The 14,198-nt window shown below is 57.6% G+C and carries 9 protein-coding genes and 6 pseudogenes; 8 read left to right on the top strand and 7 right to left on the bottom strand.

Going from position 1 to position 14,198, the window contains the following annotated elements:
* The first annotated feature begins 452 nt into the window (after positions 1 to 452).
* From D3227_RS38100 to D3227_RS38085, 4 genes are all read left to right on the top strand, one after another.
* A complete protein-coding gene (locus D3227_RS38100) occupies positions 453 to 1,031 on the top strand; it encodes a M24 family metallopeptidase (protein WP_120019192.1) in 579 nt (192 codons plus the stop codon).
* Between the two features lie 355 nt (positions 1,032 to 1,386).
* Positions 1,387 to 2,787, top strand: coding sequence for an LLM class flavin-dependent oxidoreductase (locus D3227_RS38095; protein ID WP_120019191.1), 1,401 nt, complete (start codon positions 1,387 to 1,389; stop codon positions 2,785 to 2,787).
* 87 nt (positions 2,788 to 2,874) lie between these two features.
* Complete coding sequence (locus D3227_RS38090; protein ID WP_120019190.1) at positions 2,875 to 3,480, top strand: CDP-alcohol phosphatidyltransferase family protein; 606 nt, start codon at positions 2,875 to 2,877, stop codon at positions 3,478 to 3,480.
* Positions 3,477 to 5,045, top strand: a complete 1,569-nt coding sequence (locus D3227_RS38085) for an asparagine synthetase B family protein (RefSeq protein ID WP_120019189.1) — start codon at positions 3,477 to 3,479, stop codon at positions 5,043 to 5,045. The genes D3227_RS38090 and D3227_RS38085 overlap by 4 nt, the downstream gene beginning before the upstream one ends.
* A gap of 4 nt (positions 5,046 to 5,049) precedes the next feature.
* Here the strand turns inward: D3227_RS38085 and D3227_RS38080 are convergent.
* The 6 genes and pseudogenes from D3227_RS38080 to aepX (D3227_RS38055) all read right to left on the bottom strand — a co-directional run.
* Positions 5,050 to 5,181, bottom strand: a pseudogene (locus tag D3227_RS38080) (transposase domain-containing protein); the annotation flags it as partial.
* 364 nt (positions 5,182 to 5,545) lie between these two features.
* Positions 5,546 to 6,899 (bottom strand): annotated as a pseudogene (locus tag D3227_RS38075) (IS1182 family transposase).
* A gap of 143 nt (positions 6,900 to 7,042) precedes the next feature.
* Positions 7,043 to 7,965: pseudogene (aepX, locus tag D3227_RS38070) on the bottom strand (phosphoenolpyruvate mutase).
* Between the two features lie 102 nt (positions 7,966 to 8,067).
* Positions 8,068 to 8,904 (bottom strand): phosphocholine cytidylyltransferase family protein, encoded by an 837-nt coding sequence (locus tag D3227_RS38065; protein WP_245452122.1) that lies wholly within the window; start codon positions 8,902 to 8,904, stop codon positions 8,068 to 8,070.
* 25 nt (positions 8,905 to 8,929) lie between these two features.
* Positions 8,930 to 10,036 (bottom strand): annotated as a pseudogene (locus tag D3227_RS38060) (pyridoxal phosphate-dependent aminotransferase); the annotation flags it as partial.
* A 165-nt stretch (positions 10,037 to 10,201) separates the two neighbouring features.
* Positions 10,202 to 11,107: pseudogene (aepX, locus tag D3227_RS38055) on the bottom strand (phosphoenolpyruvate mutase); the annotation flags it as partial.
* A gap of 701 nt (positions 11,108 to 11,808) precedes the next feature.
* Here aepX (D3227_RS38055) and D3227_RS38045 point away from each other — a divergent pair.
* Complete coding sequence (locus D3227_RS38045) at positions 11,809 to 12,225, top strand: hypothetical protein (RefSeq protein WP_147377795.1); 417 nt, start codon at positions 11,809 to 11,811, stop codon at positions 12,223 to 12,225.
* Positions 12,225 to 12,875, top strand: a complete 651-nt coding sequence (locus D3227_RS38040; protein WP_245330989.1) for a hypothetical protein — start codon at positions 12,225 to 12,227, stop codon at positions 12,873 to 12,875. Before D3227_RS38045 ends, D3227_RS38040 begins: the two co-directional genes overlap by 1 nt.
* Positions 12,876 to 12,909: 34 nt before the next feature.
* Here the strand turns inward: D3227_RS38040 and D3227_RS38035 are convergent, their stop codons facing one another.
* Positions 12,910 to 13,527, bottom strand: a complete 618-nt coding sequence (locus D3227_RS38035) for a hypothetical protein (protein ID WP_120019187.1) — start codon at positions 13,525 to 13,527, stop codon at positions 12,910 to 12,912.
* Positions 13,528 to 13,545: 18 nt separating this feature from the next.
* Here D3227_RS38035 and D3227_RS42080 point away from each other — a divergent pair, with 18 nt between their 5' ends.
* Positions 13,546 to 14,010 (top strand): hypothetical protein, encoded by a 465-nt coding sequence (locus D3227_RS42080; protein ID WP_167481050.1) that lies wholly within the window; start codon positions 13,546 to 13,548, stop codon positions 14,008 to 14,010.
* A pseudogene (locus tag D3227_RS38025) lies at positions 13,997 to 14,198 on the top strand (IS66 family transposase); the annotation flags it as partial. The gene D3227_RS42080 and the pseudogene D3227_RS38025, both read left to right, overlap by 14 nt.

Here is a 14,198-nt window from a genome sequence, read left to right as displayed (position 1 = left end):
CGACAAACGTCGCCGAACTCGCTCTTTCCCTCGATTGTAATTGTCCACTCCACCGCCATCGTTGCTTCTCCGAACAAAGCGACGGTGATGAACTGCTCGGGCCTAACAATCCGTGCTCAACCCCAGAGAAATTACCGGTCTCCCACGACCAGCGACTTTCGACAGCAGGCAGACCTTCAGGCTTCTAGCCGATCTGTTGGCGCGGCGCGGCCTGGACAAGGCCCATCTCGGCACCGAGCATGCTTTCTTGCCCGTGGCCGACGCCCCTTCCTTCGCTGGAGCCTGTCCCAAAGCCCGTTGGTCTGATGCCTCCGGCATCGTCAGCATGCTGCGGATGGTCAAGTCGCCACAGGAGATCGCCAAACTCACGCTGGGGGGCCATGCTGCTGAAGCAGGTGTGCATGCCATTCTGTCGGAGCTAAAGGTCGGCGTGACGCCGCAGGAGCTGTGGGATGTCTATTGCAGAGCGGCAGCCGTCGAAGTCGATCGACATGGGGCACAAGGGCTCTTTTGCACCGACCGGAACCATCACCGTCGGGCCGTCCGCGACGGGACGTGGCCGGCCGGTCGAACCTGGTGATGTTATTCGACTGGACCTCGGCAGCACGGTGGACGGCTATACGTCAGACAGCGCACGCACCGTTGTCTTCGGCAAGCCAAGCCAAGATGTCTACGACGTCTATACAGCGCTTTACGATGCCTTCCATGTGGGGCTCGATCTTCTGAGACCCGGTATCGCGCTCAACCTCATCTATTACGCAGCCATGCAGGCGATGCACGATCGGGGCTACGGCATGTATTCCCGAGGCCATTTCGGACACAGCGTCGGCGCTTCTCTTTTCGTTGAGGAGTGGCCTTTCATTGCCGCCGACCATGAAACGGTCATCGAACCTGACATGGTGCTGGCCTACGAATTGCCTTTGTATATTCGTGGTTTGGGCGCGTTCACGTTGGAGGATCAGTTCGCGGTCTCTACCCATTCAGTAGAAGCATGCTGGTCTCTACCCCGTGGCTTGATCGTTCAGAACTGAGTGGCTTTCGACCGTCAAGTTCACGCAAGCGGAACGCCACGTGGAATACGAGGAATCCTGTCCGGCACTGTTGGAAACACGACGGACAACTGACGCCCACTGTCGGGTCTTGAGCCACGACACCGTCGTGTTCGGCCGGGGTTCCTGCTGCACTCCGTGTAAGGCATTGGTAGGCCTTCAGAATATTCCCGGAACTTTTATCTGCACAGTTGGCACGACTTTTGAGTCTCCCACTCGTGGCGGCACGAAGTCCTGCCGGATCCATGTCGTGGTGACGTCGAGGTCAACGGAACGAAGGAAGCAACATGTCCGAACCGGCTGAACCGCGGTTAGTCACCACCATGAGGAGATAGCTATGTCTGCAGGTCAAATGGTACTAGGTGCGTTTCTGCGTCCGGGCGGCCATCACGAGGCTGGATGGCGCCACATGAATGCGCATTCGGATGCGGGCGCTAATATCGAACGGTATAAATCCTATACGGCAAAAGCGGAGGCGTCCGCGTTGCATTTTGTATTCATAGCTGACACTGCCGGTGTTCGTGAATCCACAGTCGAAGCGATGTCGCGATCCGGTCGAATTGTCGGGTTCGAGCCTACCACCTTGCTCGCAGCCTTGGCCATGACCACCAAAAACATTGGTTTAGTCGCTACAGCATCGACCACATTCAATCAGCCTTATCATCTTGCGCGGGTATTTGCATCGATCGACCACCTGAGCTGCGGTCGCGTCGGCTGGAACATCGTTACCTCGGCAAATCCGTTTGAAGCGCAAAACTTCAACCTACAAGCGCTTCCTCCCCACGAAGAACGATATCAACGTGCGACCGAATTCTTGGAGGTCGTCGAAGGATTGTGGGATAGTTGGGCGGACGATGCATTCATTACGGACCGTGAATCCGGGCTATATTTCGACCCACAGAAAATGAACTTCTTGAACCACAATGGGGAATATTTTGCAGCTCGCGGACCTCTGAACATATCCCGTTCGCCACAAGGATATCCTGTCCTTGCACAGGCAGGTAGCTCGCCGACGGGTGCTAGGTTTGCAGGGCAATATGGCGAACTGATCTTTACGGCGCAGCAAAGCATTGAGGACGCGAAGGCGTTTTATAAATCGGTCAAGGCGTTCTCAAGGGACTTCGGTCGATCTGATGCGGACCTTGTTGTGATGCCTGGGATCGTTCCAATCGTGGCACCTACTGCAGAAGAAGCTGAGGAAAAACTGCGTACGCTTCAATCGCTAATCCACGAAGACATTGCGCTTGAACTGGCTAAGCGACTCCTCGGTTACGTAGTCGATGTCGATAAGCATTCGCTCGACTGTCCGGTTCCCGATGACTTAGGTAAAACAAACAATATGCAGAGTCGCCAGAAACTGCTGATCGATACTGCGACGGAGAAGCATTTCACGATTCGCCAACTCACAGCTTTCCTCAGCATTGGAAGAGGACATTTGGTTTGCGTTGGCTCACCCGCAGAAATTGTCGACCAAATGGAACGGTTTTTTACGGCGGGTGCCGCAGATGGCTTTATTATAATGCCTCCTATGTTCCCCGACGATTTGGATGATTTTCTTCAACTTGTTGTTCCCGAACTTCGGCGGAGAAATTTGTTTCGCTCTGAATATGGTGGAGCTACGCTTCGTGAAAATCTTGGGTTAACGCGACCCGCGAACATGCGAACGAATCAAATGGGAAACGAACCTGCTGCACCCGATGGCGCCGCGTTGGCGCCAACCAGGCGAGCATCCGCATAACAAGGGTGCAGGGGAGAGCATTCCGGAGAACTTCGGTGCAAAAACACACACACTTGTAGCGGCTCGCTAATTCTTGCGGAGAAAGCAATGCTTCGGCACCTATTGGATCCAGCAAACGCGATCACGATGGCGGGTATTTTCTTTTCTTCTTTCGCGGTTTACCTCGCGTTGGCCGGCCACACGGCTGCCGCCGTTGCGGTAGCACTCTGGGCGATGCTGGCGGATCATCTCGACGGAGCGGTTGCAATCCGCATAGTCAATCGACCACCTGAAAACGCAAAAATGGGCAAGAGCTTGGACGGTTTCGCGGATATCATCTATGGGGCAGTATTACCTGTTGTGTGTATCATCACCGAGAGCAGCGCTTCGCTGCTTTCGCTGCTTACTGGTACGGCACTACTGCTGGCAGGCGCTATAAGACTCAGCTACTTTAGTAATTTCGGTCTGTCGGAGGACAACAAATTTACGGGCCTCCCCCTCTCTTATGACGTTCCCCTGATGGCAGTATTATTTCTAGTCAAATCCGCACTTGGTAGCCATTTCGCAGCCATTCTAAACATCTGCTTCCTTGTTATGGCTGTATTCCACGTCGCATCAATCCAAATCCCGGCTCCCGGAAAGGTCATGTACTTTGCCATCCTCGTCTTCAGTGTAGCGGCTTCCGCGTCGCTCCTTGCCGGAACACTCGCATGACAGACATCGCTCTTTCCCCAATTGGGGCGCTGTGGGGGATTGTCGGCGCCAACACACAGGGCACCATGGAGATGGGAGCCGTGCTGAAACACCGCGGCCGTAACGTCGTCATGGAAGACGGACCAGTCTTCTCTTTTGGCGCTCGCCATTCCACTCAGATGGCGCCTATTGCTGTCGATGACGACATCGCCGTTGTCTATTCGGGCTTTCCATTTGTCGTCGATGAAAAGACACGGGCACCACGTTATCTTTCGGCTGAAGACATCCGAACCGAATACGTCAGACTTGGACTCGAGTTCTTCCGAGTTCTATGCGGTCACTACGCCATTGCGGTCCACTCGCGGAATCGTAACCGCCTGGTTCTTGTTCGAGATGCTTTCGGAGCGCAAAGTCTCTCATGGGCTGCGTCACTTGAAACAATTGCCTTCTCTACGGAGTACAAGGCCCTGTTATTGCTGCCTTGGGTTACCCGAAACCTCGATCACGAAGCCATATACGGCTTCGTTTATGACGGATGGGCGCCAGCCGGGCGAACCTTTCTACGGCACGTTTCTACTGTGCGGCCAGGGACACTCCTCATATGGCAGGATGGAAATTGCGAGACAATTCATCTGCGCGAAGGTCTGTGCGATAAACGCCCTCCGCTCAAGCCGATTTCAGTTGGCCGAGTTGAAAATGCGGTTCGAGAGACGATCGGTTGGCATTCGACCGATTTTGCACCCAAATATGGTGTGATGCTCAGTAGCGGCGTCGACTCTGCCGTAATTGCGGCGACCCTTAAGCGAATGCGCGGCAGCAGTGAGATTCACACATTTACTGTTGGCTATGGTCACGACGACCCAGAGATCATCGGCGCGGGCGAGACGGCGAGACTTCTTGGGACACATCACCATGAAATCATAGTTCAACCTGATGCCCTCACAACACTACTGACGGACACCATCAACGCTGTGGACAACCCGGGCGGATACGATGAATTCCCATGCCTCTATGCCCTGCTTCAGAGCGCGCGAGACTTAGTTGACATCATTTTTTCGGGCAATGCTGCTGACACGTTGTTTGCCGGTATGCCGTATCATCGCTCTTTGCTCTCGAAAAATGGCGAAATCTATCGCCGGCTTTGCAAGGACCTCACCGTACGAGACGAGCGCCTTGCTGCCCAGGAGCTCTTGGCTGGCAAGCACGGCCTGTCTTTCAGGATGCCCTACGCGGAACGAATACTGACGGACCTGGCACTTGAAATCCCCGACTTTCAGAAACTCAGCCACGAGAATAACAAGATTATCTTTCGCGAGGCGGCGCGGCAAATCGTGCCCGATGAAATCACTATGCGTCCCAAGCGGATTCTACATCTCCGCTACGACGACAGTATGTGGTCTTGGCTGGCCGAACGGATTGATTGGATCCGCTCGAACTCCATTCTTCAAAAGCACTCCCTCGACTTGCTCGAACGGATTGCAACGCTGCCGCCCCGTACAGCCGGACTCACGGAAGAGAGTTTCAAAACCGCTTGGAATCTAGTCTCACTCGCGACGTGGGCATCCATCTACCTTGATGAAGCGTAAGCGGTCAGCTGGTGCCGTCGGTCGTGAAGTTCCACGGCATGAGGGCTTCAATTTCGGATGCCGGCCAGCCTTGAGCGATGCGGGTCAGGGTCTGGGAGAGCCAGTCGAGTGGATCGACATAGTTCATCTTGCCGGTTTATGCCGACCGGCGAACTATGCCGATTAATCAAGTTTTTGCCAACGTTTCCTGCACCATAGCGGTCGTCTAGTCGGCATAGCTTAGGGTCTCTCCGTCGCCATTGACGCGAAGGAGAGGACATATGAACACAACTGACTATTTGAATCGCAGCTGTGACTTTTCATGGCCTTTTGCGCGAAAAACCAGGGTCCCGATGTAATTACGGTGTTGTGATTGTATGGCAGTTGGTGGTGCTGATTTCCCAATCAGGCGCGCGATAGGGCCGCAAAATGGGAGACCAGACTCACCATGCCGATCGGCCACATCTAGGAGCCTGTCCAGTTAGCTCTGGCGTCGGTTTGTTTCATTGACGATAGGCTGCTCATGCGGCCCTTGCGAGCTTGGTTAGGTTGTGTGCGGTGCAGGTCAAGGCCCACTCTGCGCTGACTTTCTCGATGCCCCGCAACAGGAACTGCCTGAACCCTCTTGCTTGTTTGATCGTAAGCGGTTAGCTGACGGCGTCTGGTTTGAAGTTCCAGGGCATTTGTTTTCGTAATCTGTACCGGCTTCGCCATCCCGCCCGCTTCAGCTTGTCGCGCATGGCTTGGGTGAGTGGTCCGCCGAACTTTCGTTTGACCTCGGTGGGATGCTTGGCGCGTCCGGTCGCGATGTAAGCGCTGATCCCGCGACCGGCCAGCGCCTCGAGGTTCGCCTCGCTCAGATAGCCGCTGTCGGCCGAGGCCTCCTTCGGCATGCCCCCAGATTGGCCTTGATGCCGTCGATCAGCCCCACGAGCTGGCCGTGATCGCTCATGCTCGCGGTGAGCCCGTTGGCGACGATGATCTGGGCCCATGCCGTCGACCGCGGCTTGCGCGTTGAAGCCCTGGATATAACCGTCCTTGGTCACAAGAATACGGCTGTCCGCATCGGTGAAGTTGCGCTGTGTCTTGCCCTCGGGCTCCTCACGAGGTGGCGCGGGCGTCTTGCCGTTCTTCTTGCGACCTTCCGCTTTGCGCTTCTCCTCCGCCTCAGCCCGGCGCCGGACCTCCTCCGCCGCGGCGGCCTTCGCTTCCGCCTCCAACTCGGCCTTGGCCGCGCGGATCTTGGCAAGCCGCTTTTCCTTGTCGCCCACCCAATCGGGCATCTCATCGCCCCGCTTCGTGCCGTGGCAGCTTGTCCTCCCCGGCATCGGCGGCCGCAGCCGCGGCCAGCCAGCGGTCGACTTCGGCCTGCAACTCCGCTTCCCGCTTGTTCATGCGCGCATAGCTCATCGCTTTGTGTTTCGACGCGTTCGCCTTGATCTTGGTGCCATCGAGCGCGACGTGCCCGAGCTTCACCAAACCGGCTTTCTCGGCGAGCTTCAACACCTGCACGAACAGAGCCGCCAGCGCCGGCAAATGCCGCTTGCGGAACTCCGAGATCGTGCGGAAGTCCGGTGGGTCGCCCGCCACGATCATCATGAAGTCGGCCCGCTCCACGGCGGCCTTGGCGATCCGGCGCGACGAATACAGCCCGCTCGCGTAGCTATGCAGAAGCAGAGCCGTCATCAGGCGCGGGTCGAACGGCGGTTGACCAAGCTCGCTCGTGTAGCTGCCGCTGATCGCGGAAAGGTCCAGACTCTCCCTCACCAACGAAACGATCAGCCGCGACAGGTGCTCCTTGGGCACGTAATCCTGCACGCTCGGCGGCAGAAGCTGTGCCTCATCGATCTTCCAGCGGTGAAAATCCTTGCTGATAACTCCGCAAGGAATCAGACTCGTCCCAACTTGACCAGTGACTACTCAGACAGGCTCCTAGAGCTCAGCTGGCTCTTGGGCGGCGACAATGCCCGGACCTGAAAGCAAGGACATCCGTCGCGCAAGCATGCGCCCCTCCTGAGCTACTTGTGGAGTTTTTGAAATTGGTCCGGGTCGCTCGGACGTCGATCTACTGTCCGCTTCGGCAGATACTGTTGTTCCGCCTGAGCCAGTTCGTCGTAGCCGATCAGGCTGAACAGCTCGTCGAGGCCGGCGACCTGGTCCTCTACCCCGGCGATGCTTTCTTCCGACCAGATGCGGCCGCAGATATCGCGCATGCCAGCGATCGCCGCCCGCATCGAATGGTTGGCCCAGATGACGGTTGAAATGCCGGCATCACGAAAAACCGAAATCGTCGTTTTGTAGTATTTCGTGGGGACGATGACGATCGGCAGCTTTTTGTTCCATTCCTTGGCGAAGGCCAGGATCTCGTCTGCCACAGCCTTGCGGGAATGGATCGGGATGGCGTCGGGGCCGGCTTCGACGTAGGCGTCGGCGCGTACCAGCGCCTCATCGAGACCGTGACCGGCGATCAGCGCCTCTATCCGCGCGACGACGACAAAATCCGCTCCCGTCGTGTCTTTCACGGCTTTGAGCCGGCCGCAGAATTCGTCGATGTTAACAGCGGATGCCGATCCCCGATAAAGGAGTTCAACTTCGGAAAGCCCTTGTCTTCAAGGCAGATGCCGCTGGCCCCGCGTTGCTCAAGCTTCCGGGTGACCAAGCGAGTATTGTTGAAATTTCCGAAGCCGCTGTCACCGTCGACAAGAACAGGGATGTTCGTCGCATCGACTATGCGCTCGACGACATCGACAACTTGCGTCCAACTCGCTTCGTCGGCGTCGCGATAGCCGAGCGCCGAGGCGATGGAAAGCCCCGAGGCCCAGAGCCCTAGAAAGCCGGCACGCTCGGCAATCGCTGCCGAAAGCCCATCATGCGCTTCCATAAGGAATGACGGTCTGTCACGGAATGAGGCCACGAAGTGAAGAGATACGTTCATTTGCATTGCCGCCTGGATTCGGCAGGTGATGCCCATTTTTGGACTCGCAATATCGACCCCAACCTGAAATCCGTCGGCAGCTCCTACCGCTGTGATGGCATTCCGTAGTCACGCAGGCAGCCGATCATCTCCATGCTCCTGTTTCCCCGGTGCATCTTCAGCCCCGCTCGCGAATGCGCGCGTCGGCGGCAATGCGAAAATCTCCTCCGCAAGCCGCAGATCGACTTCGCTGTCGATTTCGAACCAGCGAGTGTCACTGCAATCGGCCGCAGAAAGCTGCACCTCGCGGTTTTCCACCAAGAGGGCCAGAATCTGTTCGACATAGGCGGTCAGGTGCCCGCTTTTGGCTGCGCGATGTAGCGCCGGCACTAGCCGATCGTGCAGCGCCGCCGCACCGAAATGGGTCAGGTTGATCGTCTTGAAGAGGCCTCTTGCCTGCGCCTGGGCTGGCGTCTGGTTCATCACGAATGTGGACACACAGTGATCCGCGGCCAACTCGACCGCCGACCCGCTCATCGCTTCGGTGAATACGGCTACCGCTGCGACGTTCTTTTTGGTCGCCGAGACAGTCCGAAGGGTTCGTTCCAGCACCTCGCGCTCAAAGAACACGTCGCCTTCGAGGAAGACCGTATCGCCGGCAAGCATTGTGTTCCGCGCCAGCCAGAGTGAATAGGCGCTGCCGGTCCGGTCAAATATCGGATTGTGGACATACTCGATTTCTACCCCCGCGAACCGCTGGCCGCACGACTGCTCGATGGCTTCCTTGCGGTATCCCACGACAATGGTCGCTTCGCAAATCCCGAGCTCGGAAAGCTGATGCAACGCGTTGTGCAGCATGGGGGTGCCGTTTACCTCCACCAGAGGCTTCGGAACGGCATCCGTGTACGGGCGCAGCCTTGACCCGACGCCTGCGGCGAGGATGACGGAGCGCGTACGGTTGCTCATATCAAATTTCCTTCTGATGAGAGGCTCAGACTGCTTGTCTGGTCTTGAGGCTGTTCAACGTTTCGACAATCTTCTGCAGTCCTTGCTCCAACTGAGCTGGGGGCGCACCGAATGATAGACGCAGCCCATTCGGATCACCGAAGGTGCCCCCGGCGACGGAGCCCACGTCGGCTTCCTTGAGAAGCAACCGGGCAACGTCGTCCGAAGTTCGCACGTGCCTCCCCTGCGGCAGCGACGCGATTAACGTGCTCAGGTTAAGATAGAAGAAAAACGATCCCTCGGCGGACGGCGCATCTACATCGCGTAGGCCGGACAGAATATGTAGCCCCATGATACGAGCGTCCGTCAACCGCCGGTGCATCTCCCGCTCAAAACGGCCATCACCAACCTGTAGGTGATGCAGAATGGCATGTTGCGCTATCACATTGGGGTTCGAGGTCGTGTGACTCTGCAGTTTCTTGGCCGCGGAAACGATCTCCAGCGGCGCCGCAAAATAGCCAACGCGCCACCCAGTGATCGCCAGCTCCTTAGAAAAGGCATTGACCAGGATTGTCCGCGACCGAACCCTAGGATGGGCCATGACAATGGACTCATGGTGTCCGCCGTTGAAGACAAAGCTGGAATAGCATTCGTCGGAAATGATCCAGAGTTGGTAGTTGATTGCGAGGTCGCCAATGTCCTGAAGAGTCTTTCGATCGTAGACAGCGCCTGTGGGATTGTTTGGCGAGTTGATGATGATGGCTTTCGTTCGCGGTGTAACGGCGGCGCGGATTGCGACAATGTCAGGAACGTAGGTTGGCGGGCGGACGTCAACGAAGACAGGCTTTGCGCCGGCAAGAAGAACTTGCGACGGGAATGTCGGCCAGCACGGGCGAAAGATGATGACCTCGTCATCTGGATCAAGCACAGCCAGAGCAGCATCGAGCAATCCTTGTTTTGCGCCCGCGGTGATCACGATATCGTCGGTATTCCAGCCAATACCTGTTTCGATCGTCAGTTTTTTCGCGACGGCTTCCCGGAGTGACGCCAGACCGATTGAGTCCGTATAGCGGTTCGTGCCGGCATTGATTGCGGCGATCGCTCCATTGCGAACTGACACAGGCGGTTCGATGATCACCTCGCCAGCCGCCAGATCGATGATCTGACGGCCGGCTGCAGTCGCAATCTTGGCTGCCTCACGGGCGGCGGCAGTGCCGGAACCTGAAAGCAATGACATCCGTTGCGCAAGCATGTGCGCCCCTCGTGAGCTAATTTTTGAATTCTTGAAATTGGCCCGAGTCACTCGCTCTGCTGTCCGCTTCGGCAGATACTGTTCTTCCGCCTGAGCCAGTTCGTCGTAGCCGATCAGGCTGAACAGCTCGTCGAGGCCAGCAACCTGGTCCTCGATCCCGGCAACGCTTTCGTCCGACCAGACGCGGCCGCAGTTGTCACGCATGCCAGCGATCGCCGCCCGCATCGAATGGTTGGCCCAGATTACGGTCGAAATGCCGGCATCGCGATACACCGAAGTCGGCGTTTTGTAGTATTTGGTGGGGACGATAACGACCGGCAGCTTTTTGTTCCATTCCTTGGCGAAGGTCAGGATCTCGTCGGCGACGGCCGCGCGGGAGTGGATGAGGATTGCGTCGGCGCCGGCCTCCGAATAAGCGTCGGCCCGGCATAGTGCCTCATCGAGACTGTGACCGGCGATCAGCGCCTCTATGCGCGCGACGAGGACGAAATCCGGTCCCGTCGTGTCTTTCACGGCCTCGAGACGGCCGCAGAACTCGTCAATGTCAGCGAGTGGATGCCGATCGCCGATGAAGGAGTTCATTTTTGGGAATCTCTTGTCTTCGAGGCAGACGCCGCTGGCGCCGCGTTGTTCAAGCTTCCGCGCGACCAAGCGAGCATTGTTGAAATTTCCGAAGCCGCTGTCGCCGTCGACAAGAACGGGGATGTTCGTCGCATCGACCATGCGCTCGACGACGTCGACGACTTGCGTCCAACTCGCCTCGTTGGCGTCCCGATAGCCAAGCGCCGAGGCGATGGAAAGACCCGAGGCCCAGAGCCCTAGAAAGCCGGCACGCTCGGCAATCGCTGCCGAAAGCCCATCATGCGCTTCCATCAAAAATGTCAGGTCGTTGGAAAGAATGAGCTCACGAAGGGTCGTCGATAACCCCGTCACCGGCAAGGCTTCCGACCCGAACGAAATCGCCTTGTTCATTGTATGACCTCCTCCATAAACTCAGGTCCAATGGACTCGGTGACGATTGCTCATCGTCGCCCTGACTTCGCTGTCGAAAAGCCCTTTGGCCTACATATGCGCAATGGTCGTGAGATCCACTGGGAGCGGCTCTGTGCCGGAGCGCACGTACAGTTCAAACGGCAAGAGCCATGCCAGCTGAGAATCCGTTGTTATTGCGATAGGTTGGCTTTGCGCGGCGGGTTCCGTTTGTTAGCCGCGATACAATTCTGTCGGGATCGCGACAGTGGAGAAGCTATATCGCGCGGTGCGAGGTTGGTAGGCCGCCCCCTAATCGTGATGTCCTTGGCCACGCAAGCGCGAGGCGACATCGACTGGGCAAGCTCATCCTTTACTTTCCTCTTGAAACCGTCATCGCCCTGATGCGCGACCGACCAACATCCGGAACAGGGATACCGATCGGCCATGGGCATCCTGTCGCTGGCGCCGAGCAGCGCTTCCATCTGTTCGAAATCGTCGAGGAACGCTATCGCCGCAAATCCACCCTGATCACCGCCCAGGAGCGGAACCCCTGTCCGGCTTTTGCGAAATGCGCACTCAGCGCCTTCGATCTTCGCTTCCGTGACGGGAGCGCTGCCGACGGCTTGGCATCTCGATGACGAGAGCCTAACGCGGGCAGGACACTACTGCACGTACGCTCGCAGGCGACGGCGGTCGTGCTCATGCCCGGATTCCCGTCGATCCCTACCTTGTGGCGGCCCGCCGTGTTCTTCCTGCCGGACGACGCGACCCTGAAGCCCGAGATGGCGTACGACGGTGATCCGCTGCGGCGCGGCAGTCAGCTCGTCCCGGTCACGCAAGGCGTCGACCGCTGCCAGAAGGCAGGCGAGGCCTTCGACTGGTCTGAGCTGCCCGTCAACGTTGCCGAGAGCTGCGGGTGTTCCGTAGAAGCCGACATTCGCGAGGTCGCCGGTCACAAACCGTTCATGGTGATCGCCCTGATCTTTCGTGTTCACATGGCCACTATCGGCGCATCGCTGCCCGAGCCAAGACGCGAGTGTCCAGGGGTCTTCCAAGCGCCGATTTGCCCGGTTAGGGTTTGCAGGGGGCGCGAACAACCGGATGAACGAAGGCGATGATGCTGGAAAAACTGCGCGCCTGTTGGGGGTTTAGCCCTACCGTCGACAGGAACGTCGCCCTGGTCGAGGGCTTTCTCGAGGGCAGGCGCTTCGCCGCGCTGGCGCAGGAACATGGCTTGTCCACATCAAGGGTGCGCCAAATCATCGAGAAGGCCGATCGGCTCGTGGGCGGCGGCATCCTGACCAGGGTTGAGCCGTCCAGGGCCGCGCGCCGATCCGATTTCATGGTTGACTATCCTTATGTGTGGGACATGGCCCAGCTGCATCGGCTGGGTAGCGTCACTCCGCATCACTTCTTTTCCGAGTTGGAACGCGCGGGCTCGCTAGAGCGACTGGTTGAGAAGATGAAGCGGTTGCCAGGGCGCGCTCCAACAACACGCGAGCTGGCGCGCCTCGTGTGGCAAAGGGAGAGGGGCGAGAGCCCATGGCCTGCAATGAAGCGATCAGGCATCGTCGAACCAAGTTCCCCAGCCGACCATGCGGACCGCGGCCTTCAATGCAAGCTCGCGTTGGAACCGGCCTTCCTGGAATTGGTTGGGCGCGCGGCGGACTCCGGCTGGAGCGAGGACGAGATAGCCTACTCGCTCATTGAGCTCGCCAGCGCGCGCCTCAAGGGCGAGACGCCACTTGATCGGGATGGTGCCTCCTGAAACAGGAAATGCAGCCATATTGCCAAAACGCCAACTAGGCAGCAAGCGCCGCAGCCATCCTGCGCAACTCAGGCATCATCTGCGGCTCTTCGGGCTCAACGATCTCGGAGCCAATGTCCATCACGATGGACTTGACCAATGTTGTCTTATTCAGCGCGCTTTTCTTGACGAGTTCGTCGAACTCGTCGCCAACGCGTGGGGTTATTTTCATCGAAAGACGTTTTGACGGGGTGTCGTGCCAGCTTTTCCACTTCGCTCGATGAACCTCCGCGTTTTTGCGAAGCCGCTCAACCAAGGAATCGTCGTTTACGGACCTGTGCACGAAGTATGCGATCAGTGACTTCCGGAGGATCACGCCCGCAGAAGGATCAATCCGATAGGACGCCAGGTCCAACGTATCTATAAACGGCGCGGCCATAACCACTTCCAAGGGCCTGGAAGCAATCTCGCGAGCAACGCGGATCGCTGGCGTCGACTGCGGGGGGATAGCCACAACGGTACCACACTCGTCGCAGGTAGCCGCCATGATCTGCTTTGCCACTCCGATCCCGCTTTCGAAGGGCACATCGTGGTAATCGAAAGTCGTCGTAACGACTTTCCGGCATTTTTCGCAGAGCGCCTTGCTCCTATCTCCAGCATACCAGATTTTCATGTTAGCCTACCTTGACGGATGTACACTTATGAAGACCGTGTCAGGGTCAACGAAGTAGAATTTTATGTACCATCCATCTCGCTTGAGGATGTGGACTTCAATGCCCTTGAACTCATGGTGTTCAGAACTCTCATGATGCGTGCCATTGCACCTGTCGATGATCGTTATCAGTTGCTCGGGGGAGATGTCGCCAGTCATCAAGGCATTCTTGTCCTCGATGCCCCCACGGGCCGCATGCTGATAAGTACCTTCCTTCAGTGCCTTGATGACGCGATACCTGACACCCTTGAAAGCCATCAGCCCACTCAGTATACGAAGGTCTTCGTAAGATTCAACAAAAAAGTCACGCCGCAAACGAAAAAGAGTTTTCGTGACGCGTTACCAAGCGGACAACTAATACGCGAACCGGGCGTTGTGAAGGTAATTACACCCCCTTGTCAGGCGTGCGAAACCCTGAATCCATGTGGATATGGATCGCAGTGATTTGGAGCGGCTGACGAAGGAGGAACTGATCGATCTGGTGCTGCGGATGCAGCGACCGGACAAGACATCGCGCACGTCGTCCAAGCCACCTTCGAGCGATCGCAAGGCGCGTCGGGACAGGGCAAAGCCTGGCGGCGCTAAGGCGGGTCATAAAGGTCACAGCCGCGCCATGAGTGAGGATGCCGATC

It is taken from the genome of Mesorhizobium waimense, from assembly GCF_003601975.1.
In the GTDB taxonomy this organism is placed as follows: domain Bacteria; phylum Pseudomonadota; class Alphaproteobacteria; order Rhizobiales; family Rhizobiaceae; genus Mesorhizobium; species Mesorhizobium waimense.
Note: the sequence above shows the minus strand (reverse complement) of the source record. Positions and strands in the feature narration are given on the sequence as shown.

Excerpts from the sequence above, each read along its gene's own strand:
- D3227_RS38100 (WP_120019192.1), top strand. The coding sequence starts at position 453 with ATGTCTATTGCAGAGCGGCAGCCGTCGAAGTCGATCGACATGGGGCAC.
- D3227_RS38095 (WP_120019191.1), top strand. The coding sequence starts at position 1,387 with ATGTCTGCAGGTCAAATGGTACTAGGTGCGTTTCTGCGTCCGGGCGGC.
- D3227_RS38090 (WP_120019190.1), top strand. The coding sequence starts at position 2,875 with ATGCTTCGGCACCTATTGGATCCAGCAAACGCGATCACGATGGCGGGT.
- D3227_RS38085 (WP_120019189.1), top strand. The coding sequence starts at position 3,477 with ATGACAGACATCGCTCTTTCCCCAATTGGGGCGCTGTGGGGGATTGTC.
- D3227_RS38065 (WP_245452122.1), bottom strand. The coding sequence starts at position 8,904 with ATGAGCAACCGTACGCGCTCCGTCATCCTCGCCGCAGGCGTCGGGTCA.
- D3227_RS38045 (WP_147377795.1), top strand. The coding sequence starts at position 11,809 with ATGCCCGGATTCCCGTCGATCCCTACCTTGTGGCGGCCCGCCGTGTTC.
- D3227_RS38040 (WP_245330989.1), top strand. The coding sequence starts at position 12,225 with ATGCTGGAAAAACTGCGCGCCTGTTGGGGGTTTAGCCCTACCGTCGAC.
- D3227_RS38035 (WP_120019187.1), bottom strand. The coding sequence starts at position 13,527 with ATGAAAATCTGGTATGCTGGAGATAGGAGCAAGGCGCTCTGCGAAAAA.
- D3227_RS42080 (WP_167481050.1), top strand. The coding sequence starts at position 13,546 with ATGTACACTTATGAAGACCGTGTCAGGGTCAACGAAGTAGAATTTTAT.